Below are 24161 nucleotides of genomic sequence, written 5' to 3' on the forward strand. Positions count from 1 at the left end.
GTCAGGGCGTGAGGGGGCGCAGCACGGTGAGCTGGTTGCCGAATGCTGACGTGGTGTCGCCGATCAAACCTTTTTCGGTAACCAGCCACTCACCCGGCAAAAACATCGGCGCCTGCCCCACGATCACGGACGAAGGAAACGCAAAGCCGCCGGCATCGGTGGCACTGAGCTGGCGACCGTCCGGAGCCAGCCGAACCACACGGCCCGTACTGAACTCGGTGACCACCAGATCGGACCCCGCCAGGGAGAGGTCGTCCAGCACCCCGTCCAAGGTGGCGATCGTCGTGACCTCACCTGCCGAGCCATCGGCCAGAATACGGATGGCACGCACCACGCCCAGCGCAGGCGGAATCACCTCACCATCTGTCACGAACAAGGTATCGCCCAGGCGCACCAGTCCGTTGGGAAACGCCAGCGGGGCCTCCAGCCAGGTGCTTTGCTCGATGACCTGCAGGGGATTCTGCTCGTCAAACTGCAGGCGGAGAATCTTCGGCGAAGGCAGGCCGCCATTGCCCGGCAGCGGACCGTCGGCGATATAAAGGCTGCCATCAGCGCCGGTCGCCATGCCATTGGGCAAGGCGGTATCGGTGTACTGGTAAATCGATGTCAGTGCGGGCGTGCCCGTCAGCGACCCGGCGTAGAGTTCGCCGCTGGCGCAGCTGGCATAAAGGGTTTCGCGTCGATACGCCAGCCCGGTGAAGTTGCAATCCGTTGCCGACAGTGCCGTCAACTCGACCGTGGTGTCACCGGTCCGCACAACCTCGTAAACGTTGGTGCCGCCCGAGACGAACAGCCGGCCGTCCGGGGTGAACAAGAGGTTTTCGGCGTCGGGCACCGCCGCCACAGACGTGGCTTGATTACAGGCGGTTTCAATACACAGCGACGCCGGCGTCTCCGTCGGTGCGGCACCCGACCCGGAGCCAGAGTCTCCGCAACCGGTTAGCAGCAGCGCAAGCAGCGCCCATGGTCGATGACGAATCACGATCTCCCCCGTTGTTGTTATTGCAGCCCCGTCGTGGCCCTGCCAGCTTAACCGGAGATCTCGACACCCAGGCGCTGCAAGATGCCGTCGAACTCGTCCAGGCTGTGAAAGGCCACACGAAATTCGCCCTTCTGGCCATCGAAGTCGATTTGTACCCGATTGCCCAGCGCCTCGGTGAGCTGCTGCTCCACGGCCTGCCACTGGGCATCGCGCCGGGGTTTGTCGGCCTCCGCACCGGCGCGCTTGAGCGCCGCGCGGCAGCGTGACTCCAGCACGCGCACCGACCAGCCACCCGAAACGGCATCCATGGCCATGCCCGGTTGCATCACCGAAGGCAGGCCCGCCAGCGCCTTGGCATGGCCCAGCGACAACAGCCGCTCGTTCACCAGCTTCTGCACGGGTTCGGCCAATTTGAGCAAACGAAGATAGTTGCTCACATACTCGCGTGATTTGCCGATCCGCTTGGCCGCCTCGGCATGCGTCAAATCATAGTGATCGGCGAGGAACTGCAGGCCGGCCGCGGCCTCGATCGGCGTGAGTGATTCCCGCTGCAGGTTCTCGATCAGGCCCAGAACCATGGCCTCATCGTCACTGAGATCATCCCGGACAATCGCCGGAATTTCGTGCAATTCGGCTTGCTGAGCGGCCCGCCAACGGCGTTCACCAGCTAGCAGCTCGTAGCCATCACCCAGCGACCGCACAACCACCGGTTGCACCACGCCGGACTCTCGAATGGAGCCGGCCAGCTCCTCGATCCCCTGTGGGTCGAATACCCGCCTAGCCTGGAGCGTTCCGGGCTGGATCAGGTCGATTGGCAGGTGGCGAACCGCGGCTTCCAAGCGTTCAGGACGGTGTGGCATCAAGGGCGCGCAGTTTAGCAGCGCACCCAAGGCATCAGGGCCACACGGCCGACGCCAGCTGGCTGCCGACTATCGAATTTCGAATCCGCCACCCAGGCTGTCATCCTCGACGGCATCGGAGAACCAGACACTTTCGACCCGGGCCGCGGCCGGCCCCTGGTGCAGCCATTCGACCAGGGTATCCAGCGGGGCGGCCTGCCCCAGTGCCACACCTTCGACACAGCCATCCGAACGATTGCGCACCCAGCCGGTCAGGCCAAGTCGTCGCGCCTGGTCTCGGGTTGCCGCGCGAAACCCGACGCCCTGGACGCGCCCGGACACGACAAAGCCACGACAAGTCTGTCGCTGCGTGTCCTGTATCATTTTCGTTCTCCTTGCTGATGGATCGGTCATGCCGAAGCTGTTGCCTCGCTGGCGCCGTCGAACCGACACCGGCCGTGCAGATACGGTGCCGGCCCGCGGGACATCGACAGAGCACGCAAGGTTGAGCGCAACCCTGCCGGGTGTGTTCGGCCGGGAGCCATTGTTGCGCATCGATGTCGACGTGGAAACGCGACGAGACACGGATGGCGAAACGCTGCGGATTACGGCGCAGCTCGACGGCCATGTCCATGCGCCACCCGCGCCCGCGCTCACACCACCCCCCGTACGAGGGCGGTCGCTCAAACTGGCGGCGCAGGCACGCGTCGGCCGCGCTGTCGAACGCGTGGCGCGGCATCCGCTGGTGCGCGAAGGCCTGACACGGGCCGCCGGGCATTTACGCAGCCAACTGGTCATCGAAGCGTCAACTCGACCGCTGGCCAAAGGCGCCACCGCGTTGATTCCGGCTGGACTCGCCCGGATTGGATTTGGCGCAACGGCGGCAGATTCGTCGCCGTACCCGGTGGTCGAGGCCTGGCAGGGTCCTGCATCCAAGCGCGGCGGTGCGTCGCATGTCGGCGTGGTACAGATCAGCAAGCGGCATCTACCGCCGGGCGTTCAACGCTCGCTGGGCGAGCGTCCGTTCAACCTGAGCGCCGTCATCGCCCACCAGCTCACGCCCGAAGACGATTAGTCCGGCCACGCGACCCGCAGGACTGGAGCATTAAAAAGGCCGGGACGAACCCGGCCTTTTTTGCCGATGGATTCGCTGGGCTACAGCACACCAAGCCGGCGGATGGTTTCCATGGTCAACCCACCGGAGGACAGGCCATTGTCCCGCTGGAACCGGCCGACGGCGGCCATGGTCTGCTGCCCGATCCGGCCATCAATCGGACCCGGCTCGTAACCCCGCTGCTGCAACGCAGCCTGCAGCTTGCGCACCACGTCCGGCGTCGTATTCGTTTCACAGAGAATACTGCGCCAGGCCACACGGGATTCGCCGACCTTGACGCTCTTGGTCACGGTCTCGTACTCCGCCGGGATGGTCTTGCGCACTTCTCGCGCGGGTTCGACCAGGCGGCGCACTCGCACGGTTTCGTATTCGGCAGGTGTGGTGACCTTCTTCACCTCGGCCGGGCGCGACAGCACCTTCTTGCGCACCGTCGTGTACTCGGCTGGCACCGTGATCTTGCGCGTGGTGGCCGGCGTGACCAGAACGCGTTTTTCCACGTCCTTGTATTCGGCCGGCACCTCGACCAGGCAAAGAATCTCGCCGGTGGCCTCGTCCAGCTTCTCGATGGGCCCCCGGCCCTTCTTCCAGGTCGTATACGCCGGGCGCACCAGCTGGCGCTCGGTCACGGTCTTGTAGACGGCCGGGATGGTTTCCACCTTCTCTGTGGCCGGCTTGACCAGAATGCGCTCTTCAACCGTCGTGTACACCGGTGGCGACACCTCGACGATCTTCTCGCCGGCCTCTTTGACCAGCACGCGCTGCTCGGCCCACTCATACCGTGCGGGAATGACTTCAACCTCCTCGCCGGCGGGCTTGACGAGTACGCGCTCGGTGCGCTCCTCGTAGCTGGGCGGCGTGACCACCCGTGCGTAGCACTCACCCGGCTTGGGATTGGGCGGCATCATGCCGTCGCCCAGTGATGCATTCTGCGCGGGCGGCGGGGTCGGGATGGGCGGCTGCTCGGCCAGACGCCGTGCGGTCTCGGCCTGCGCTGCCTGAGCACGGCGCTGGGCCTCCAGCTCCTGTGCCAGCGCCTCGTTACGGGCGCGCTGAGCGGCCAGTTCGCGCTCCAGCTCCAGGTCACGGTTATTCGACGGCTGTGCCTGGACGGGCTGAGGCGTGGCCGCCGGGCGACGCCGCGCCTGATCCAGCTCGGCAGATAGCGAACGGTTTGCGGCGCGCTCTTTCGCCAGCTCCCGTTCCAGCGCTGCGACATCAGCGTCGTCGGAGGGCGCAGCAGCAAATGGATTACTGGCACAGCCGACCATGGCGGCTGCGCACAGCACGGCGCCTGCAAGTCGTACGTTACGATTCATCCTGACTCCCTAGATGGTGAACGTTCGCGATTTCCGCTTGCCGGATCGTACGCGAGCGGACCCAAATTATCCGCGCGCACAAGTGAACGTGATGTTAAGAACACAGCCCATCGGGACCCGACGGTGTTAAGTCGCCGACAAGTCATTCTGCGGCTCGCGCTGCCCATCATCGGTGGCATGACCTCCCAGAACATCCTGAATCTCATCGATATTGCGATGGTGGGCCGTCTGGGCGCTGCGGCCCTGGCCGGCGTCGGGATGGCCGGCTTCCTGAACTTCATGGCCGTGGGCGCGATCACCGGCTTGTCCGCAGGCGTGCAGGCAACCAGCGCACGCCGGGTCGGTGAGGGGCGCGAAGCTGAATCCGCCGTACCGCTGAACAACGGCCTGCTCATTGCCGCGGGAATTGGCCTGCCGCTGTCCGTGGCGCTGTGGTTCATGGCGCCCGGTATCGTGGCTGCGCTCATCGACGATGCAGCCGTGGCCCGCGAGGGTACGACCTACTGGCAGGGTCGCCTGCTGGGCGTGGTCGCCATCGGCGCCAACTTTTGCTTCCGGGGTTTCTGGAGTGGTGTCGGTCAGACCCGGGTCTACCTGCGAACGCTGGTGACCACCCATGTGCTGAATGTACCGATTAGCTACTGCCTGATCTTCGGCCATCTGGGCCTGCCTGAACTGGGCGTTTACGGCGCCGGATTGGGCACCAGCATCGCCGTCTGGATCGGCACGGGTATTTATCTGACGGTTGCCTGGCGCCACGCGCAACCGCGCGGATTTCTGCATGGCCGCGGCCGTGCGGGCGATTTCGGGCGGCTCATCCGATTGGCCTTACCCAACTCGCTGCAGCAGGCCTTGTTCGCGGCCGGATTCGCCGTGCTGTTCTGGATGATTGGCCAGGTCGGAACAGCTGAACTCGCCGTGGCCACCGTGCTGATCAACATCATGCTGGTCGCAATCCTGCCCGCCATCGGATTTGGCCTGGCGGCCGGCACGCTGGCCGGTCAGGCACTGGGCCGGCGAGCACCCGAGGATGCCAGACGCTGGGCCTGGGATGTCGCCCGGCTCGGCGGCATTTGGCTCGGCCTGCTGGGCCTGCCCATGTTGCTGCTCCCCAGCCTGCTGCTGGCGCAGTTTCTGGATGACCCCGGACTGGTTGCGCTTGGCCGCGTGCCCCTGCAGCTCTTCGGTGCGGGGCTGCTCATCGATGGCGTTGGGATCATATTGATGCAGGCCCTGCTGGGGGTCGGAGCCAGCCGCAGCGTGATGCTAGTTGCCGTGAGCCTACAGTGGTTGCTGTTCTTGCCCGCTGTCTACGTGCTGGGCCCTCTGCTGCAGTTCGGGCTGATCGCGATCTGGCTGGCCATGCTGGCCTGGCGCGGGTTGCAAACCGGCTTGTTCGTATGGCTCTGGCAGCGCGGTGGGTGGCGCCACGCCCGCGTCTAGGGCGGCACTGCGCGATTCACGCCGCCCAGTTGTTGCCTGCAGACAGGCCCGACTGCGTTGCGCGTCGTTCGTTGGGAGTGATCAAGCGGCGCTCACTCCGATAGGACTCGCGCGAAAACCGGGGCCGTCTTGGTGGTGCGAAGCGATCAGCGCGTCCCTGACTCCGCGCCTAGACCGCGAGCAGATGCATTCCCTGGCCGGTCTCGGCCTTCTGAGCACTGTCTAGCGCCTGCGCCGCCAGGTCCATGAATTCGGACACGCTGCCGATATCACTCGGTCGGCCAAGCGCGATGCCCGCGGCGACATGGGGTGGATGCATGGCCGACTCGACGTCGCTGGCACAGGCCCCGCGTATGAGCATGCGCAATCGGTCAGCCAGCTTGCGTGCCACGATCTCGTCGCCGCCGGTCGCGATCACCGCAAAGCTGTTCTCGCTGTACCGACCGACTAGCTCGTTGGAGCGTCGCACATTGCCCAACAAAGCCTGACCCACCTGCCGCAGCATCACAGCACGCATGTCTTCGGTATACCGTTCGGGCCAGCTGATGGACAGCATCGTGAGCACCAGCGCGGTGTCATCGTTCATCGCCCAGTTCCAGCTGCGCTCCAGTTCGCCCATAAAGGCTTCACGCGATGGCAGCCCTGTGAGCTGATCGGGGTCGCGCAGGCGGATCACCTCGCGCTCCAGCCCCCGCTCGCGAGAGACCTCACGGCCCACACAGATCATGTACTGGCGCGGGCCATGTGTGACCCGGCGCGCGCGAATCTCGATGGGCATGCGCCGGCCGGGACCATTGAAAACTTCCAGCTCGACGGTGGCCTGACCGTAATATTCGATGGATGCGCGCAGGCGATTCCAGCCGGTGGGGCCGGCGGCGAATATCCTTTCCGCGCTGAGTTTTCCGGCATGGACTTCCGTCCGGTCGGCACCACTGATCCGCCGGATCTCGGCATTGGCCTCGACAACCACGCCGGTGCTGAGGTCGATCACGAACAGGTAATCCCGGCACTCATCGGCCAGCGCAAAGAACAGTTCCAGATGCTGGGAGTGCTCGGCCATCTGCTGTCGGACACGCGCCGTCCCAATGGCTGCATGGATGGCCAGCGACAGGCGTGCGGTATCCATGTCGTCCTTGGGCAGCACATCGTGTGCCCCCAGGCGGATAGCATCCCGCGACAGCGACACGTCCATGACACCCGACACGAGAATCAAACCGACCGGCTCGATGTTCGCGAGCATGTTCAGCAGATCAAGGCCGGTCATGTCCGGCAACACCTGGTCGATCAGCATGCAGGCCACCCGGTGGGTGCGCAGCATTTCAACGGCTTCCTGCGCCGTTTCCGCCTCGACCAGCTTCAGGCCGACGGTGGCACCGTCGGCCAGCAGCCGGCGTATCAGCAGACGATCGGTGGCATCGTCATCCACGACCAGCAGTTGATCACGCACGGTGTCGCCTTTCGTGTCGGCGCGTTCGCGCGAACTACGACCTAGCCGCTGGCGCACTGCCTCGCTGGCTTGGGATGCCACATGCGATTCCATGCCAGGAGCATACACCCCATGCCCCCCATCTGTGCGAGGCGGGGCGGTCCGCTCATCCCAGAACCGCTTCGAACAAGCAGCGCCGTCCGCGCCGAGCGTACGGCGCTGCTCGAATCAGGCTTGGGCCGGTGTGGCCAGCCGCATCGTTACGGCCTCACCCAGCATCAGGCGGGCCCGCAAGACGATGTCGTCCATGGACGGTGACTCGGCATATTTCTGACGGGCCTTGGCTCGCAGTTCCTCGACGCTGGGCAGCTCAGGCAGCTCCGGCAGTTCGAACTGATGGAGCGCATCGCGACCGCGCTCGATGCGCTGGGCCAGATTGCGCTTGAACTCGTCGACCGCGATACCGCTGCGGTTCAACCGGGCGCGGACGTTCTCGGCCAGAGTATCCACGCAGATGCTGGCCGCCAGCTGTTCGGCAACGCGGTCCTTCAGTTCGGAGGACAGCTTGCGCTCACCGGCCAGCACATGCTTCGGCGGCTGCTTCAGATCCCAGACAATGCCAACCCAGGACAGCATCTTGAGGATGTAGTAAGTCGGGTCCCACTCATACCAGCGGAAGCCCTGGCGGGTGCTGGACATGAAATAGTGGTGGTTGTTGTGCCAGCCCTCACCCATCGTCAAAAACGCCAGCACCGGGTTATTCCGTGAGTCATCCCCGGTCAGGTAGCGCTGCTTGCCCCAGACATGGCACAGCGAGTTGATGGTGAACGTTGAGTGGTACACCAGCACGGTCGAGAAGAAGAAGCCGAACCAGAGTCCCGACCATCCGAACAGCGCCAGCACGGCCAGTCCCATGATGATCGCAGGCAGGAAGCGCTGCCGATCCAGCCAGACCAGTTCCGGGAACTTGGTCAGATCCGGCACGTTGTCGTAATTCGCTTCCTGGGCCTGGTTGTTCCAGATCCAGCCCATGTGGGAGAACCAGAATCCGTACTGCCGCGGGCTGTGCATGTCCTTGGGCGTGTCGGAGTGGCGATGGTGGTCGCGATGCTTGGACGCCCACCAGATCAATCCGGACTGGGCGGTGGACTGCGCCAGAAAACCGATGATGAACTGGAATACCCGCCCGGTCTTATACGAGCGGTGTGCAAAATAGCGGTGGTAGCCGGCGCCAATCGCGAAGATGCGTACCCAGTAAAGGGTCACGCAGACCACGATATCGGTGGTCGACACGCCAGTGAAGAACGCGCCCAGCGCAGCGATGTGCACACCAAAGAAGCCCAGCATCGCGCCAACGCTGGCGGGCGTAAATTTCTTGTCGTACGTCAGTTCAGCCATGAGTCTCTACGTTTGTCTGTCCTGGCAGGGTTCTGCTTCGAACGCAGCTGCCACACACCTAAATGGGCCTATCATGATCTGAGAGGCAAGTTCGGTGCCCCGATTCGCGCAACGCGAATCCGCTCACCGTTTAGTTCGTCCCGTGTTCGCGTGTTGATGCAAACCGGATATCGGGCCAGCGCTCTTCCGTGAGCTGCAGGTTCACGCGGGAGTTCGCCAGGTAGACATGCGCTCCCGCATGATCGACAGCGATTCTAGCCACGTTCTTGTTAAGAAAGTCTTTCAGTTTCGACGGATCGTCCGAACTGACCCACCGAGCGGTGGCCACAGGGGCCTGGTCATACTTGCAGTTGACCCCGTATTCATCGGCTAGGCGCTGACGCACCACGTCGAACTGCAGCACCCCGACCGCCCCAAGAATCACATCGTTGTTGCTCTTGGGTCGGAACACCTGGGTGGCACCCTCTTCGCAGAGCTGATCCAGCCCCTTGTTCAGCGCCTTGGCCTTGAGCGGGTCGGCCAGCACCACGCGCTGGAACAGCTCGGGCGCAAAATTCGGCACGCCGCTGTAGACCATCGCGGTGCCTTCGGAGAACGAATCCCCGATGGAGATGGTGCCGTGGTTGTGCAGCCCGATGATATCGCCCGGCCAAGCCTCACGTGCCGCGCCCCGGTCAGAGGCCATAAAGGTCACCGCATCTGAAATACGCACGGCCTTGCCCTGGCGCACGCTGTGCAACTGCATGCCCGGCGTGTATTTGCCGGAGCAAACGCGCATAAAGGCAATGCGGTCACGATGCCGCGGGTCCATGTTCGCCTGAATCTTGAACACGAATCCGGTGAGTTCGCCATGCGTAGGCTCGACGGATTGCGGCTCGGCGTCACCCACCGTGGCCTGCCTGGGCAACGGTGGCGGTGCCCAATCGGCAAAGCCGTTGAGCAACTCGCGCACGCCGAAATTGGAAATGGCGGCCCCAAAAAAGACCGGCGTCAGTTCTCCGGCACGGTACAGCTCCAAATCGAAGCCATGGCCGGCTTCCTTGACCAGCTCGATCTCGTCGACCAGCGTCTGGTAGATCGCACCAAAGCGTTCGGCCATGCCATCGGCGTGCAGGCCGTCAACGGTCTCGATGTCGCTGATCCGCTCCTTGGGCCCGTCGTACAGGTAGAAACGATCTTCGAGCAGGTGGTAGACCCCTGCGAAATCACGCCCCATACCCAGCGGCCAGGTCACCGGCGCGCAGGCAATCTTGAGCACGTCCTCGACCTCATCCAACAATTCCATGGGCTCGCGGCCGTCACGGTCCAGCTTGTTGATGAAGGTAATAATGGGCGTGGTCCGCATGCGGCAGACCTCCATCAGCTTGATGGTCCGGTCCTCCACGCCCTTGGCCGAGTCGATCACCATCAAGGCCGAATCCACGGCGGTTAGCGTGCGGTAGGTGTCTTCGGAGAAGTCTTCGTGGCCCGGCGTGTCCAGCAGGTTCATCACGCAGTCGCGATAAGGGAACTGCATGACCGAGGTGGTGATGGAAATCCCACGCTCCTGCTCCATTTTCATCCAGTCCGAGGTGGCGTGACGCGCCGCCTTACGGCCCTTGACCGTGCCCGCGAGCTGAATGGCGCCACCGAACAGCAACAGCTTCTCGGTCACCGTGGTCTTGCCCGCATCCGGGTGAGAAATAATGGCGAAGGTGCGGCGCTTCTGGGCTTCCGCATCAAGCTGGACTGGCGTGCCGGACATGGGGGCGGTAACAACGAAAAGGCTGGCGATTGTAGCGGCTGGACGGCCCGGCGGTCGAAAAGCCACCGGCCGCAGCTACGCTTAGCCGGCGGCGGCTGCCCGCCGACTGGGGCGCTTGCCCCCCGGGAAGGTCAGTCGTAGCAGCTTCCAAAGCACGCTGCCAAGCTGTCGACCAAAGCTGTGGCTGTTGTAGGCCAGCCCGTATTCCCGGCAGAGCGCTTCCACTTCTGGCGCAACCCGCGCGTACCGGTTGCTGGGCAGATCCGGGAACAGATGATGCTCGATCTGATGCGACAGGTTCCCGGTCAGGATATGCAACAGGCGACCGCCACGGATGTTGCAGGAGCCAAGCATTTGCCGGACATACCAGCCGCCGCGGCTTTCGGTGGCCACGACGGACTTGGAGAAATGCGACACCCCGTCCGGAAAATGCCCACAGAAAATGACGGCCCACGTCCAGATGTTGCGCAGCACATTAGCCGCGAAATTGGCCCCCAGCACGATGAAGAAGAAGGGCCCGGCAAGCAGCGGCCACAACAGGTAGTCCTTTAGCGCCTGCCGGCCGACCTTGGCGCCCGACTCACGCAGAATCGCGCGCGCTTCGGCCTTGTCGCGCTTGCCCTTCAGCACGCGGGGGATCTCCAGGTCGTGCAGGGCGATGAACCATTCAAAGTACATCGCCATCAGGACGATCCACAGCGGCTGGAACAGATAAAACGGGTGCCAACGCTGATGCTCGGTCACGCGCATCATGCCGTAGCCGATGTCGCGGTCCATGCCCAGCACGTTGGTCCAGGTGTGATGCACCACGTTATGCGTGTGCTTCCACTGGCGGGCCGGGCAGCCATGGTCCCACTCCCAGTTCGCGGAGTGGATGTCCGGATCATTCATCCAGTCCCATTGGCCGTGGATGACGTTATGCCCGATTTCCATGTTCTCGAGGATTTTGGACAGGGCCAGGGTCAGCGTCCCGAGGCTGATCAGCACCCAGAACAACGGCCAGCTGCCCAGCGCCACCGGCAACCCCAGCAGCGACGCAAAGATCAGCGCCCGGCCGCCCAGGGCCATCCAGCGCTGGACGCGGATCAAGCGCAGGATGTAGGCACGGTCGGCCGCGCCCAGCGAGGCGCGTTCCCTGGCCTGCATGGCGTCGAGGCGTTCGCCGATATCACGCAAATCGGCATCGGTCAGGTGACTTGGAATCATGGTCTATAGGTCCAGGGTGACGGGGCCGGCGGCCGCGCTGACACAGGGTTGGATGCGAACCCCCGGTGTATTGGTGAGCTTGCCGGTCCGCAGATCGCGGACCGCGCCGGACTGCAGCACGCAATCGCAGCTGTGGCAGATGCCCATACGGCAGCCATAGCGCGGACGCAGACCGGCGGCTTCTGCGACTTCAAGCAGGGGCGTGGCCCCACTGGCGTCGGCTTGACGACCGCTGGCCGCAAATTGCACGGCGACCTCTGTATCTGTTGCCGGCGCATCGAAAGACGCCACGGCAAATCGCTCGACATGGAGCTGATCGCCAATCCCGGCCTCGGCCCATAGCTGCTCGGCCGTGCGGAGCATGGCGGCCGGTCCACACACCCAGGTTTCGCGCTCGCGCCAGTCCGGGCACAGGGTATCCAGGGTCTGGGCGTCCAGATGACCCGCCCCCTCTTCGGTCAACCGTGCATGCAAGCGATAGCCACGGGATTGGGCCATCATCGGGCCGAGGGCCTCGCCGAAAATCAGGTCGTGACGATTGCGGGCATAGTGCAGATGCTCGACGTCGCCGTCTGCGGCGCCGGATGCCAGCATGCCCATGATGGGTGTAATGCCGCTGCCGGCCGAGATGAACAAACGCGCCCGGTGCTCCGCACCCGCGGCCAGCGTGAACTCACCTGCGGCCTGACTGATCTGCACCCGTGCACCGACCGGTAGGTGATGCACCAGGTAATGCGACACGCCATCGGGTGCCATGGCACGAATGGTCAGCCGAATCTGTCGCGTCTGCGCCTCGGACGAGCTGATCGAATAACACCGCGGCTGCCAGACCCCATCGATATTGACGTATAGCGTGACGAACTGACCGGCCTGATGTCCGCGCCAGCCTCGCCCCGTCCGCAGGATGAGCGAGCGTGTCCCGGGCGTTTCGATTTGTGCGTCCACGACCCGTGCGTGGATACGCTCGCCGGCATCACCGGCAGGCGCCAGACCCGGCCACACCAGCGACGCATAGCGGCTGGTGGTCTGCGGATAGGCGAAGGCGCGAGCGAGGCGACGGGGCCAGGCTCCTGTGCTTGCTGCAGTCATCATGCGGAGAAATATACACTTGTATATACAACTGTCAATTCTCGCGCAGCCGCCGCTGTCTGGTCGGCTTTTTTCAGGCGTCGCCGAGTTGGCTGGCGAGGTAGCCCAGCAAGGCGTTGACCTTGCCCGCCAGCTGTCGCCGAGACGGATAAACCGCGTAGATACCGAGAACCGGTAACCGATATGCAGAGAGCAGCTCAACCAGCTGGCCCTGTGCCAGCGCCTCTGCGACCAGAAATTCCGGCTGCAGCACCAACCCGCCACCCGCAATCGCGACCGCCACGCAGGTTTCACCGTTATTGCTCTGCATAACCGGGGCGACCCGAACAGCCTCGGTGCCTGCATCGGACTCGAATGTCCACTCGTCACCACTGGCCCAGTAGCTGTAGCCGATCACGCGGTGAATCGTCAGGTCGCGGGGATGCTCCGGCCTGCCACGGGCTTCCAGATAGGACGGCGCGGCGCAAAGGCAGATGCGTGTCGTGGCCAGTCGGCGCGCCACCAGACTCGATGGCTCCAGCCGCCCGATCCGGATGGCGACATCCACGCCGTCCTCCACCAGATCCACCGCCCGGTCTGAGAGCGTCACCTCCAGCCGCAGAGCCGGGTGCTGTTGCATGAACGCCGGCCAGAGCCCGGCCAGATGACGAATGCCGTAAGACACCGGGGCGTTGATGCGCAGCAGACCGCGGACGCTCGCGGTGCCGGCGGTGAGTTCCGCTTCGGCAGCGTCCAGCGACTCGAGAATCTCCCGGCAGGTGGCGAGGTATCGACGCCCTTCGTCGGTCAGCGACAGTCGCCGCGTGGTCCGATGCAGCAATCGCACGCCCAGGTGCTCTTCCAGCTCGGTGACATGCCGGGAAGTCGAGGCCTTGGACTGACCGAGTCGCTCCGCCGCCCGGACGAAACTGCCGGTGTCGACCACCGCAACAAAGGTTTGCATGGAGAGTAGGCGATCCATTGTTCCATTTTATAGAACTATATTTCTTTCGACGCCACGTTTATGGGAGAACTTATCAACAATAGTCTGTTGGTCAGCGGATACACCGCGTCCATTCCGACTCGACAAGGAGCCCACCATGTTCAACACACTCATCCATCGCGTACTCGCCTCCGAGGCTGGCTGGCCAACCCTGGCCCTGCGCCTGCCCCTGGGCGTGATCTTCGTCGCTCATGGGGCACAGAAGCTGTTCGGCTGGTTTGGCGGCTACGGCCTGGAAGGCACCGGCCAGTGGATGGCCTCCATCGGGCTGGCACCCGGCGTGCTGATGGCCCTGCTGGCCGGTAGTGCTGAGTTCTTCGGTGGCCTGGCCCTGATCCTGGGTCTGTTGCTGCGCCCGGCAGCGGGGGTCCTGGCGATCACCATGGTGGTCGCCATCGTCACAGTGCACCTGGATAACGGGCTATTCATGGCCAACAACGGCTACGAGTTCGGCCTGGCCCTGTTGGCCGGCACGGTCTCACTCGCGATCTCAGGCGCAGGTCGTGGTTCTGCGGATCGCTGGCTGGCGAAGCGGGTCGCGTAAGCTGGCGGACCTGCCGAGCCGATCAACATCACTGCATCAGGAGTTTCAACATGCTTGTCAATGGACGCTGGACCGACGACTGGCAACCGGTGCAACAGGCCGATGCCCAGGGGCGGTTCATCCGCCAGACATCCGGTTTTCGCTCACGCCTGGGCGCGGCCAACGGCGGGGTGTTCCCGGCCGTGGCCGGCCGCTACCGACTCTACGCGACCTATCTCTGCCCTTGGGCGACCCGGATACTGATTGCCCGGCGACTCAAACGCCTGGAGTCGGTGATCGATGTGGTGATCGTTGATCCGCGCCTCACGGCCCAGGGATGGGCTTTTACCGGCGATTTCGACACGGATCGAGACCCGGCCCTGGGTGCCAGCCACCTCCATAGGCTGTACACCCACAGCGACCCGACCTACACAGGACGGGCGACGGTTCCGGTGCTGTGGGACACCGTGTCGGAGACCATCGTCAATAATGAGTCAGCCGACCTGCTGCGTATCTTCGACGAAGACTTCGACGCCCTGACTGAGGGGACGCCGCGGCTGCACCCGCCTGCACTGGCGACCGCCATGGCAGACACCGAGGGGTGGCTCTACCGGGACTTCAATAACGGCGTGTACCAGGCGGGCTTTGCCTCCACGCAGCAGGCCTACGAGGAGGCGGTCGACCGGGTGTTCTCGGCCTTGGACCGACTGGAGCAGCGGCTGGCACAGCACGACTGGCTGGTCGGACGCCAGCTGACGGCCACCGACATCCGCGCCTTTGTCACGCTCGCGCGCTTCGAGCTGGCCTACCACGACCTATTCCGCTGCAACCTGCGGCCGCTGTCGGCCTATCCTGCGGTGTGCCGATATGTGGACCGACTGCTGGCGATACCGGCCTTCGCGGCCAGCCTGCGGCCGGAGCACATCAAGGCGGGCTACTACTCGATCGCGCGACTGAATCCGACGGGCATCGTCCCCAAGGGGCCGGCACTGGAGACCACCGCCCTGCGTCGGTTTGCCCGGGCGGGCTAGCCGACCACCGACACGCCGAACAAGTGGGCGTGGGCATGCATTAGACCGACATAGGCGACCAGCCCGATCGTCACGGTCAGCACATCGAGCAACGGATTGACCCGCCCCCGTTCGGGGGCGGTGCCGCGACGCTTGGCTGAAATCACATCGACGACGGCATAGGCCAGAAATGCAGCGAACAAGAGCATCGAAGCCAGGTCGCCGTTGGCCAGCAAATGGACCAGAGCCCACAGCTTGATCGCCGCGAGCATCGGGTGCTTGACCACTCGCCGCAGGTTGTTTGGCACGTAGGCCGCCACCAACAGGATCAGCGCCAGCGGCATCAGGGCCAGCGGGATATGACGAGTCCACGCCGGGGGGTGCCAGATGTCGATATAGGGCGCCTGCGCCTTGCCCCAGACGATGAGTACCAGCCCCACCGCCGCAACAATGGAAAACACCGCTTTGTAGCCCAGCTCGCCAAACCGTGCCTGCAATCGGCCGCGCAGATCAGGCCGTGTCGGCACCAGATGCACACCCAGAAAGACGACGAGCCCCGCAATCAATGCAATCATCCCTGTTCCCCTGATTCAGCCCCACGACGGAGCCCTACGTGACAGACGCGCCAGACTACTCGCTCGACGCATTGCAGAAAACGTCGCAGAACACGATCAACGAAGTGCTAGGCATCGAGGTCATCGAAGCCGAACGCGGCCGCATTGTTGGTCAGATGCCGGTCACCGAACGCAATGTGCAGCCCTACGGCATTCTGCATGGCGGGGCCAGCGTGGTGCTGGCCGAAACCCTGGGTTCCATCGGCTCGGCGCTGATCGCGCAGGAGAGCGGTCGTCGCGCGGTGGGCCTGGAGGTCAATGCCAATCACGTGCGCCCCGCGCCCAAGGGCAGCACGGTCACTGCCGAGGCGGTCATCGCCCACGAGGGCCGGAACATCCATGTCTGGCAGATCACACTGCGCAACGAGGCCGGTAAGCCGACCTGCCTGTGCAGGCTGACCGTGTCGCTCATCGACTAGGCGCTCACTGGGGTGCCTCGCGCCGGCGAGTCCACCGCCAGCGCCCCCAGGCCGCCAACAGCAGCGGCAATAACGCAGACAAGGGCCAGGCGCCACTGCCCTCATCCGCATCGGGATTGTTGTTGACCCCAACGGGACGGCCAGCGGTATCGGAGAACCGCAGCTCGCCGGTGTTGAACCAGATCTGCACAACCGCGGGCTGCGCAAGCAGCAGGATCAGGTCCAGATCACCATCCCGATCCATGTCGCGCAGAGCGAGATCGACGGCATCGGCTTCCAGCGCGGTGGTATGCGGGCGGAGTCGGCCGCTCCCGTCGTTGACCAGCAACTGCACGACGCCGGTCGGGCTGGCGGTGACCACATCCAGGTCACCATCGCTGTCGAGATCGCCCGCCGCCAGGTGACGACTCAGCCCGTAATCGGCCCGGGCGCCTAGTTCGACAACATTTCGGGGCTGACTCCGCAAGACGCGGAGCTCTGGTGCCCGCCTATCATCACCGGCCAGCTCCGGCCGTGCGGCGACCAGATCCTGATCCTCATCGCCATCAAGATCAGCGCCCACCCATTGGGTGACACCCGCGGTGGGCAGGGCCAGACGCGCACCGAAACTACGGCGACCAATTGTCGGCTGAAAGACATCGCCATCCGGTTGCCCGAAGACCGGCTCGGGACGGCCGTCGCCATCCAAATCGCCCAGGCCCACCGAGACAGCACCCGTCGGCTCCAGCGCGGTGGCAAAGAAGCCCTCCATGCCTTCGTTGAAGTACGCCGTAGGCGTCGCATCGGCATTCACAATGACGAAATCGTCGGCGCCATCTTCATCCAGATCAGCCACCTGCGCGGCCAGACCCTGATCGCCGGTCAGCGGCTGCGGCGCGAGAACAAACTGCCCGCTGCCGTTGTTCACGTAGAGCGCATGTCCGCCCGCCGCATTGACCACCACGAGGTCCTGACCGTCGATGCCGTCAAAATTTCCAGCCAGCAGGGCGCGTGCCTCGCCCAGATCGCCCAGGGTGCCTGCTGGCTCGAAGCGCGTTGCCGAAGCTTGAATAAACAATCGGGTCGCAGCTCCGGCTTCGGTCCCCACGGCAATGTCCAAGGCCCCGTCACCGTCGAGATCCAGCAGCGCCAGGCGAGTGCCGCCAGCGACCTCAAACTCGGCGCCGGGTGTGGCAGCCAGCAATTCCGTGACGGTGGCACCTGCCGACGCGCGGTTATCCGCCGGGACGAGATCGTTGGCCAGATCGCCCACCTGCGCCTGCATCCACAAGCCGCCGCTGCGGTCCGCCTGCACCGGCACCGTGAAGGCGGTCTGCGCAGCCACCTCGATCGCCCCCGTCGGGCAGTCCAACAGCACCTGGTGAAGCCCGACGGATCGGGTGCAGCCCGCCGGCACCGGGCCCGTCAGACCGGCGCCGGTCAGCGCGATCTGCAACGCACCGCCTGCCGTAGCGCTGCCACGGTTCTCCACCGTTACGGTCCAGTCGAACGGCGTATTGAGGCCGGCAACCGTGACCGCCGGTTCGACACGCACGGCCAAATCCTGCGGGGGACGGGTGACGGTGAGCGCGAATGCCACATCGGTGCTGGCGCCAGACGGGTCAGCGGCCGTCACCGTGACCGCGTAATCCCCGACGCTGTCGAAAGCCGGTGCGCCGCTCAGCGCGCTGTCGCCCAGTGCAATGCCAGGGGGTAGCCCGTCAACGGCAAAGGTCAGCGCATCGCCATCCGGATCCTCGAAAACATCGGACAGCATGACCGAGAACGATTCACCCTCGTCGAGCGATCGATCGTCAATGCCCGAGACCACGAAGGGCGGATCGTTGCCCTCGCGTTCGACAATCAGCACCAGCGAACTGGCCGCGCTGGCGCCGGCTTCGTCGAATGCGGAGATCGACACCGTATAACGCCCGGCCTCATCTGTCCGAGGCGTCCCCGTGACGTTGCCGTTGGTCGAATCCAGTCGCAGGGACGCGGGCAAGCCCGAGGCCACGTAGGTCAGGACATCCCCTTCGTCCACGTCCGAAAAAGCGCCTGCGAGCGGAATCACGGCGGGCTGCTCGACGAAGGCTCGCTCCTGACCCAGTGACACGGCCGTGGGCACGTCGTTTCTGCCTTGAATCTCGAAACGCACCGAACCAGTGGCCTCCCGGCCGGCTGCGTCGGAGACGGTGTAGCGCATGGTTTCGACCTGGACGACCCCCTGCCGCAAGGCCTGGACCGCTGGCTCGGCGCGGGGGTCGAAGATCAGCGCTCCCTGCTCAGAAATGGCCACCGGCAGCCCCGAGCTGGTCGTCGCATCGGCCGACAACACGCGCAGCACGTCATCGGCATCAGGGTCTGAGTCATTGGCGAGCACGCCGGGTGCCGGGCTGTTCACCACCCCATCTTCGGTCAGTACGAAACGATCGGCGCCAGCGACGGGCGGATCGTTGACGCCGACAATCGTGATCGACACCGATGCCGTCGCGGTGCTGCCCGCACCGTCGTCGACGGTGTATTCAAACCCATCGGTCACGGACTCGTCGGCGCCCAGCGCCTCGTAGGTCGCGGTGGGGTCCATAACGAAGCCACCATCGGTGGCCAGGTTCAGCCCGGCGCCACCGGTGGTGGTGGTCGGTCCGGACACGGTCAGCGTTTGCCGGTCCGGGTCCGAGTCGTTGCCCAGCACGCCCGGAGCGGCGACCGACAGCACCGAATCGGCTGGCGTGGAATACGCATCAGGCTGCGCCGTCGGCGGATCGTTGATGGGCTCCAGCGTCAGCTCGATGCGGCTGACACGCGAGTCGAGCGAATCGCCTTCCACCCGAACTTCGATGCGGCGATCCGCATCACCGAGAATCTCGCCCTCGTAGCGATATTGCAGGGTCGCGAGCACCGCCGCGTAGTCGGTCGCGGCGGCTTCACCGCTGATGCGCAAGACGCTGGTCGCCGCATCGAACGTGACCCCGAGCGCGGTACCAGCAGCCTCCGCTGCCAAGGTCTCGTCATCCGGTTCGACCACGCCCAGCAAACGGGCTTCGGCGGCCGTCAACGTTGCAAGCTGACCCGAATCCACCGTGACCTCCGGAATCAGTGACTGCGATCCGGCATTCTCCGCATAACCTGCCGTGACATCGCGCCCGTCGGCGGCGCCGTTGAGGTCGACCACAGGTCGCGCCACGTCGAGTTCCACGGCCCCCACATCACAGGAGTCGGCCTCGGCACGCAGGCGTCCGATCTGGTCCGTGCCCGCAACCAGGCCATCGCGACAGCCGGCCTCATCACCCGCATCAAGCAACACCGTGGGCAGCTCGGGCGCGGCAATGGTCTGCAGCCCGTCGGCCTGCGGCGTCAGTGGGCCAAGGTTGATGGCGGCTGGCGTGCGAACGGCTGCCGCGCCGCAACGATCATCGCTGGCGATGCTGCCAGCGGCCTGCACCAGCGTGCCGCGAATCGAACACTGCCCGGTGGGGCCGTTGCCGGCGATCACGGAATTGAACAGCGCTGCACGGGCATCGGTATCGATGACCAGCCCCGCCGAGGCATTGGAGGCGGAATTGGTGAGCCGGTTCCCGGTGATGGTGACGTGGCGCAAGACGCTGGAGGCCGACGCATTCGTGCGGAAGCGAATCGCTGCCTCCCCGCCCACGGCGTTGTCGGCAATGGTGGCGTTGGCCAATCGAATCTCGCCCAGATTCTCGATCGCCGAACCGACACTCCCGGACGTATTACCAACGAACGTGGCTTGCGTCACCGTCGCCAGGCCGGCGTTGTAAAGGCCACCGCCAACCGGTGCGCTGTTGTTGGCAATCCGCAGACCAGCCGCCTCCAGCACACCGAAGTTCTCGATGCCGCCGCCCACGCTGTCGGCATGATTGCCCGACACGTTCACGTTATTCAGGCGCAAGGTGCCGAAATTCTTCGCCGCCGCTCCGGCGTCGGCGCGTCCACCGGACAGGACAAGATTGGCCAGCGTAACCGTTGCCGTGTCCTGGACCTGGACGAGCCGCGTGGGTGAGGCATCGGACGCGACAAGCCGAACAGGCCCGTTGTCCTGCTCGCCGTTGATGCTGACTTCGATCTGCCCGAACTGCAGTGGCCGGGTGATGTCGATAACCGGCGTCTCACAGGCAAACGTAACCTCTCCCCCACCCACAATGGCGGCTTCCAGCGCGTCCTGGGTACATTCGCTGACCACGCCACCGCCGTGCGCGGCGCCGACCATGCCCACCCAACAGATGGCCCCAGCGGCCTGTCCGATTGCTTTTGCTTTCACGCCAACCCCCTTGATGGATGGTCAGCATACCGTGCGGGTGCGCACCGGGCTGCGTCGCCCGCTTATCATGTCGCGCTCGATTCCGACCCGTTGACCCGTGCCATGCCGCATCTCACCGACGACTACAACGCTGCCGTGGACGCCGTGCTCCAACGTGTCGGCAAGACGCTGGTCCTGGGCATTCCGCTCGGCCTCGGCAAGCCCGTGGGCTTTACCAACGCGCTTTATGAGCGGGTGAAGCACGACAGCAGCCTGTCATTGACCATCTTCACAGCACTGTCGCTGAACCGCCCCAAGCTGGGCGGCCTGGGCGGGCGATTCGCCAACCCGATGTTCGATCGGGTCATGGGCGGCGTGGAGCCACTGCTTTATTTGCGGGACCGCGACCGCGGCGCATTGCCGCCCAACGTCACGGTGCGCGAGTTCTTCTTCCAGGCGGGCAGCCAGCTCAACAATTCGGTGGCCCAGCAGCATTACATCAGCACCAACTACACCTTCGTGGCCCGCGAAATGATCGACCACGGCGCCAACGTCTTTGCGCAAATCGTCGCACCTCACCCGGATGACAACACCCCGCGGGTCAGCCTTAGCTGCAATCCCGACGTCAGCCTGGACGTGGTGCCGGCCGCGCGGGCCCGGTGGCCGGTCGCCGTTGTCGGCGAGATGCACCGTGAGCTGCCTTACATGCCCGGCGACAGCGAACTGGACCACTCCGAGTTCGATGTGCTGATCGACCGCCCGACCCGACCTGACAGCCTGTTCGCAGTGCCCAAGGCGCCCGTCACGCTGGCCGACCACGCCATCGGCCTGCATGCCAGCACCCTGGTGCCCGACGGCGGCACGATCCAGCTGGGCATCGGTGCGTTGGGTGACACCGTGTCGCATGCGCTCATCCTGCGGCACCGGCAACCTGAGCAGTGGCGCCAATTGGTGGGCGAGCCGCATGAGCTGGCCCGGCGCATCGGTGGCCAGGGCCCCTTCGAGCAGGGGCTCTACGGCGCCACCGAAATGTTTGTGGATGGCTTCTTGGCCCTTTATGACGCAGGGATTCTCACCCGGCAGGTTGTCGACGACATCGAACGTCAACGGGCGCTGAACGCCGGCGCGACACCTGAAGCCGGCGAGACAACGCAGGTGCTGCACGGCGGCTTTTATCTGGGCACGCGACGCTTCTACGAGCGACTGGCGGCCATGTCCCTGGACGAGCGGCGCCGCTTCCACATGACCTCCGTGACCCGGATCAACCATCTGTACGGCTCCGAGACCCTGGACCGCCTGCAACGCACCCAAGCCCGCTTCATCAATACCGCACTCAAATGCACGCTGGCCGGAGCGGTCGTCTCGGACGGGCTCGATAACCATCGGGTGTTGTCTGGGGTCGGCGGACAATACAACTTCGTCGCCCAGGCCCATGCCTTACACGACGGTCGCTCCATCCTGTTGATCAAGGCCGTGCGCGAGGACGGGGACCGGGCCGAATCCAATATCGTATGGGACTACCCGCACACGACCATCGCCCGCCACCTGCGCGACATCGTCATCACCGAGTACGGCATCGCGGATCTGCGCGGCGCAACGGATCGGGACATCATCGCCCGCCTGCTCAACATCACGGATTCCCGGTTCCAGCAGTCGCTGTTGCAACGCGCTCAGTCGGCCGGGAAGATCGAAGCGGACTACCAGATTCCGCCCGCCCACCGGAACAACACCCCGGACGCCTTGAAGGCTCGCCTGGATGCAGCGCGACGCAGCGGGGCGTTGCCGGCCTTTCCGCTTCCCAGCGACTGGACGCCTGATGAGCAGGCTCTGGCCGTCGCGCTGTCAGCGCTCAAGTCGCGCCAAGCCCGCCATTCTTCTCTTGGCCTGGCCTGGCAGGCCTGGCGATCCGGAGCGCCGGCCGCCCGGGTGCAAGCCCTGCTGGCCCGAGTCGGGTTGGATACACCGGCCGGCCTGCAGGATCACATCGCAGCCCGGCTACTGGCTGCCGAACTCGAGACGGTGCTGGATGAGGGCCCCGCCGCACTCAGCCCTGTGGAGATTGCCGAATGACCTTTGAAGAACACCGGGCCGAACTGGCCACACAAACCGCGAAGATGCCCTGGCGTGAACTCCAGCGCTTTTTCGCCTCTGGCCAGGCCATTGCCGTGGCGGCCGGCCTCGACCTGGTCGAGGTCGCCGCCCGTGTTGCCATGGATGACAAGACCGCGGTCGAGCAGTGGATCGGGCAGAACACGCTCGGCCCGGTGACCGACGAGCAGGCGAGCGACTGGTACGAGGCCGATGCACTGCTCTGGACCGTGGTGGTCAAACCCTGGGTTCTGGTCCAGCCGCTGCCCGAGACCGCTCGCGATAAATAGCCGGCTCTGCGCGGCCGCTTCATGCGGCCGACGACGACCGGGTGACTGCCGGCCTGGACTCAGGCCGCCGAAGGCGCGCCGCGATCGCGGCGGGTCACGAACTGTTCCAGAAACGCCTGCTGATCACCAAGAATGCGGCGATTCGAGAGGATGAGATATTCGGCCCGGTTCGGCGCATAGGGAATGGCCAATAGCGGTTGACCGGCTTCTTCCGGAGTCCGATTGCTTTTCTGCCGGTTGCAGGCCCCACAGGCGGTGACGCAGTTGGTCCAGTCGTCCGGGCCGCCGCGCGACGTCGGGATGACGTGATCGCGCGTCAGCTCGGAATGCTTGAACCGCCCGCCGCAATACATGCACAGGTGTCCGTCACGATGAAACAGGGCGCGGTTGCTTAGCGGTGGAACCAGCGACATCAGCCGGCCGCCGCGCTTGTCGTTCACCGCGATGATGGTGTCCAGTTCCAGAGAGGAGCGCCGCCCGGTCTCACGGTTGATGCCCCCCTGGATGGTGATGCGCTCGCCGCCGCCTTCCCAGGCCACTTTTTCGTTGCAGTACAGCGTGGCGGCGTATTCCCAGTGCACCCAGTCCAGCGGAATGCCGCCGACGTCCAGCTTGAGGATCAGTGGATGGTTGTGCACGTCGTTCACCGTTCGATCTCCTTAAAGGAAGCGCTGGGTGAGCACTGACCCGGAGTCAAGGCGGTGAGGAGCGGTCGACCGGCTCCTGCCGCATCTTGCCTCCAGGCTATCGCCCCTGCATGACACAGGGTTGACAATCACCGGTCGTCTCCAACCGGTTGCAGAACTATCGTTGATACGGCGAGGATTTGCCAACTTTACGCCGGAATGCCAACCGTGGATGACCGCCCCCGATGCCCCTGGGTGGACCTGAGCAAACCCGATTACGTGGCGTACCACGATCAGGAATGGGGGGTGCCGGTACACGATGACCGCAAGCAGTTTGAGTTCCTGACGCTCGAGGCAGCGCAGGCCGGACTGAGCTGGTACACGGTGCTACGCAAACGCGCGCATTATCGGCGCGTCTTTGCCGATTTCGACCCCGAGCAAGTGGCGCGCTTTAACGCAGAGGATGAGGCCAGGTTGTTGGCAGACCCCGGCATCATTCGAAACAAGCTCAAGGTTCGTGCGGCCATCAACAACGCGGCCCGATTTCTGGAAATCCAGGCCGAGTTTGGCAGTTTCGATCGCTATATCTGGGGATTCGTTGCCAACGCGCCGACGCTGCCCCCGCCCAAAACGCTGGCGGACTACCGCGCCACCAGTCCGGAATCCGATGCCCTGTCCAAGGATCTCAAGCGGCGCGGTTTCAAGTTCGTGGGCAGCACCATCGTCTATGCCCACATGCAGGCAGCCGGGTTGGTCAACGATCACAGCGCCGATTGCTTTCGGCGCCAGGAAACTTGATTCTCATCCAATCTGAC

General features: G+C 64.6%; 21 protein-coding genes. 8 read left to right on the plus strand and 13 right to left on the minus strand.

Going from position 1 to position 24161, the window contains the following annotated elements; genetic code table 11:
* Position 1: 1 nt before the first annotated feature.
* The 3 genes from DEH80_RS01520 to DEH80_RS01530 form a co-directional block, all read right to left on the minus strand.
* Positions 2–982: an SMP-30/gluconolactonase/LRE family protein gene (locus DEH80_RS01520; protein ID WP_133249078.1), complete on the minus strand. Its 981-nt coding sequence runs from the start codon at positions 980–982 to the stop codon at positions 2–4.
* 47 nt (positions 983–1029) lie between these two features.
* Positions 1030–1842, minus strand: a complete 813-nt coding sequence (locus DEH80_RS01525) for a ParB/RepB/Spo0J family partition protein (RefSeq protein WP_109718702.1) — start codon at positions 1840–1842, stop codon at positions 1030–1032.
* 69 nt (positions 1843–1911) lie between these two features.
* Complete coding sequence (locus DEH80_RS01530) at positions 1912–2205, minus strand: acylphosphatase (protein ID WP_109718703.1); 294 nt, start codon at positions 2203–2205, stop codon at positions 1912–1914.
* A gap of 28 nt (positions 2206–2233) precedes the next feature.
* Here DEH80_RS01530 and DEH80_RS01535 point away from each other — a divergent pair, with 28 nt between their 5' ends.
* Complete coding sequence (locus tag DEH80_RS01535) at positions 2234–2896, plus strand: hypothetical protein (protein WP_109718704.1); 663 nt, start codon at positions 2234–2236, stop codon at positions 2894–2896.
* 80 nt (positions 2897–2976) lie between these two features.
* Here DEH80_RS01535 and DEH80_RS01540 read toward each other — a convergent pair whose 3' ends face one another.
* On the minus strand, positions 2977–4251 hold the full coding sequence (locus DEH80_RS01540) for a peptidoglycan-binding domain-containing protein (protein WP_109718705.1): 1275 nt from the start codon (positions 4249–4251) through the stop codon (positions 2977–2979).
* Between the two features lie 123 nt (positions 4252–4374).
* Here DEH80_RS01540 and DEH80_RS01545 point away from each other — a divergent pair, with 123 nt between their 5' ends.
* A complete protein-coding gene (locus tag DEH80_RS01545; protein ID WP_109718706.1) occupies positions 4375–5694 on the plus strand; it encodes an MATE family efflux transporter in 1320 nt (439 codons plus the stop codon).
* A gap of 169 nt (positions 5695–5863) precedes the next feature.
* On the opposite strand, the gene DEH80_RS01550 is transcribed toward DEH80_RS01545, so the two are convergent.
* From DEH80_RS01550 to DEH80_RS01575, 6 genes are all read right to left on the minus strand, one after another.
* On the minus strand, positions 5864–7141 hold the full coding sequence (locus DEH80_RS01550) for a GGDEF domain-containing response regulator (RefSeq protein WP_165831232.1): 1278 nt from the start codon (positions 7139–7141) through the stop codon (positions 5864–5866).
* A 207-nt stretch (positions 7142–7348) separates the two neighbouring features.
* The gene (locus DEH80_RS01555) at positions 7349–8518 is read right to left on the minus strand and encodes an acyl-CoA desaturase (RefSeq protein ID WP_207774382.1); all 1170 of its coding nucleotides are present in this window, start codon (positions 8516–8518) and stop codon (positions 7349–7351) included.
* A 130-nt stretch (positions 8519–8648) separates the two neighbouring features.
* Positions 8649–10262: a peptide chain release factor 3 gene (locus DEH80_RS01560; protein ID WP_109718708.1), complete on the minus strand. Its 1614-nt coding sequence runs from the start codon at positions 10260–10262 to the stop codon at positions 8649–8651.
* 81 nt (positions 10263–10343) lie between these two features.
* A complete protein-coding gene (locus tag DEH80_RS01565) occupies positions 10344–11468 on the minus strand; it encodes a fatty acid desaturase family protein (RefSeq protein WP_109718709.1) in 1125 nt (374 codons plus the stop codon).
* Between the two features lie 3 nt (positions 11469–11471).
* The gene (locus tag DEH80_RS01570; RefSeq protein ID WP_109718710.1) at positions 11472–12560 is read right to left on the minus strand and encodes a ferredoxin reductase; all 1089 of its coding nucleotides are present in this window, start codon (positions 12558–12560) and stop codon (positions 11472–11474) included.
* A 70-nt stretch (positions 12561–12630) separates the two neighbouring features.
* Entirely contained in the window at positions 12631–13518 is an 888-nt protein-coding gene (locus DEH80_RS01575; protein WP_109718711.1) for a LysR family transcriptional regulator, read from the minus strand.
* Between the two features lie 118 nt (positions 13519–13636).
* Between DEH80_RS01575 and DEH80_RS01580 the strand changes: the two genes are divergently transcribed.
* Together DEH80_RS01580 and DEH80_RS01585 are read left to right on the plus strand one after the other, a co-directional pair.
* Positions 13637–14083, plus strand: a complete 447-nt coding sequence (locus tag DEH80_RS01580) for a DoxX family protein (protein WP_109718712.1) — start codon at positions 13637–13639, stop codon at positions 14081–14083.
* A 50-nt stretch (positions 14084–14133) separates the two neighbouring features.
* The gene (locus DEH80_RS01585; RefSeq protein WP_109718713.1) at positions 14134–15093 is read left to right on the plus strand and encodes a glutathione S-transferase family protein; all 960 of its coding nucleotides are present in this window, start codon (positions 14134–14136) and stop codon (positions 15091–15093) included.
* On the opposite strand, the gene DEH80_RS01590 is transcribed toward DEH80_RS01585, so the two are convergent.
* A complete protein-coding gene (locus DEH80_RS01590) occupies positions 15090–15647 on the minus strand; it encodes an NnrU family protein (RefSeq protein ID WP_109718714.1) in 558 nt (185 codons plus the stop codon). The two genes, DEH80_RS01585 and DEH80_RS01590, sit on opposite strands and share 4 nt — an antisense overlap.
* 38 nt (positions 15648–15685) lie before the next feature.
* Between DEH80_RS01590 and DEH80_RS01595 the strand changes: the two genes are divergently transcribed.
* A complete protein-coding gene (locus tag DEH80_RS01595; protein ID WP_109718715.1) occupies positions 15686–16105 on the plus strand; it encodes a PaaI family thioesterase in 420 nt (139 codons plus the stop codon).
* A 4-nt stretch (positions 16106–16109) separates the two neighbouring features.
* Here DEH80_RS01595 and DEH80_RS01600 read toward each other — a convergent pair whose 3' ends face one another.
* On the minus strand, positions 16110–20363 hold the full coding sequence (locus DEH80_RS01600; RefSeq protein WP_133249079.1) for an Ig-like domain-containing protein: 4254 nt from the start codon (positions 20361–20363) through the stop codon (positions 16110–16112).
* Between the two features lie 102 nt (positions 20364–20465).
* Between DEH80_RS01600 and DEH80_RS01605 the strand changes: the two genes are divergently transcribed.
* Together DEH80_RS01605 and DEH80_RS01610 are read left to right on the plus strand one after the other, a co-directional pair.
* Entirely contained in the window at positions 20466–22412 is a 1947-nt protein-coding gene (locus DEH80_RS01605; RefSeq protein ID WP_109718760.1) for an acetyl-CoA hydrolase/transferase C-terminal domain-containing protein, read from the plus strand.
* Positions 22409–22720, plus strand: coding sequence for a DUF2288 domain-containing protein (locus DEH80_RS01610; RefSeq protein WP_109718717.1), 312 nt, complete (start codon positions 22409–22411; stop codon positions 22718–22720). Before DEH80_RS01605 ends, DEH80_RS01610 begins: the two co-directional genes overlap by 4 nt.
* 59 nt (positions 22721–22779) lie before the next feature.
* Here DEH80_RS01610 and DEH80_RS01615 read toward each other — a convergent pair whose 3' ends face one another.
* Positions 22780–23367 carry an HNH endonuclease gene (locus DEH80_RS01615; RefSeq protein ID WP_243412723.1) on the minus strand — a complete coding sequence of 196 codons (588 nt, stop codon included), beginning with the start codon at positions 23365–23367 and terminating at the stop codon, positions 22780–22782.
* 207 nt (positions 23368–23574) lie between these two features.
* Here DEH80_RS01615 and DEH80_RS01620 point away from each other — a divergent pair, with 207 nt between their 5' ends.
* Positions 23575–24144, plus strand: a complete 570-nt coding sequence (locus DEH80_RS01620; protein ID WP_243412724.1) for a DNA-3-methyladenine glycosylase I — start codon at positions 23575–23577, stop codon at positions 24142–24144.
* Positions 24145–24161: the final 17 nt, after the last annotated feature.

The sequence above is a fragment of the Abyssibacter profundi genome, from assembly GCF_003151135.1.
GTDB lineage: Bacteria > Pseudomonadota > Gammaproteobacteria > Nevskiales > OUC007 > Abyssibacter > Abyssibacter profundi.

Bases quoted from the DNA above. Each gene is read 5' to 3' on its own strand.
- DEH80_RS01555 (WP_207774382.1), bottom strand. From the start codon at position 8,518: ATGGCTGAACTGACGTACGACAAGAAATTTACGCCCGCCAGCGTTGGC.
- DEH80_RS01605 (WP_109718760.1), top strand. From the start codon at position 20,466: ATGCCGCATCTCACCGACGACTACAACGCTGCCGTGGACGCCGTGCTC.
- DEH80_RS01580 (WP_109718712.1), top strand. From the start codon at position 13,637: ATGTTCAACACACTCATCCATCGCGTACTCGCCTCCGAGGCTGGCTGG.
- DEH80_RS01525 (WP_109718702.1), bottom strand. From the start codon at position 1,842: ATGCCACACCGTCCTGAACGCTTGGAAGCCGCGGTTCGCCACCTGCCA.
- DEH80_RS01530 (WP_109718703.1), bottom strand. From the start codon at position 2,205: ATGATACAGGACACGCAGCGACAGACTTGTCGTGGCTTTGTCGTGTCC.
- DEH80_RS01570 (WP_109718710.1), bottom strand. From the start codon at position 12,560: ATGATGACTGCAGCAAGCACAGGAGCCTGGCCCCGTCGCCTCGCTCGC.
- DEH80_RS01565 (WP_109718709.1), bottom strand. From the start codon at position 11,468: ATGATTCCAAGTCACCTGACCGATGCCGATTTGCGTGATATCGGCGAA.
- DEH80_RS01560 (WP_109718708.1), bottom strand. From the start codon at position 10,262: ATGTCCGGCACGCCAGTCCAGCTTGATGCGGAAGCCCAGAAGCGCCGC.
- DEH80_RS01575 (WP_109718711.1), bottom strand. From the start codon at position 13,518: ATGGATCGCCTACTCTCCATGCAAACCTTTGTTGCGGTGGTCGACACC.
- DEH80_RS01540 (WP_109718705.1), bottom strand. From the start codon at position 4,251: ATGAATCGTAACGTACGACTTGCAGGCGCCGTGCTGTGCGCAGCCGCC.
- DEH80_RS01535 (WP_109718704.1), top strand. From the start codon at position 2,234: ATGCCGAAGCTGTTGCCTCGCTGGCGCCGTCGAACCGACACCGGCCGT.
- DEH80_RS01610 (WP_109718717.1), top strand. From the start codon at position 22,409: ATGACCTTTGAAGAACACCGGGCCGAACTGGCCACACAAACCGCGAAG.
- DEH80_RS01585 (WP_109718713.1), top strand. From the start codon at position 14,134: ATGCTTGTCAATGGACGCTGGACCGACGACTGGCAACCGGTGCAACAG.
- DEH80_RS01590 (WP_109718714.1), bottom strand. From the start codon at position 15,647: ATGATTGCATTGATTGCGGGGCTCGTCGTCTTTCTGGGTGTGCATCTG.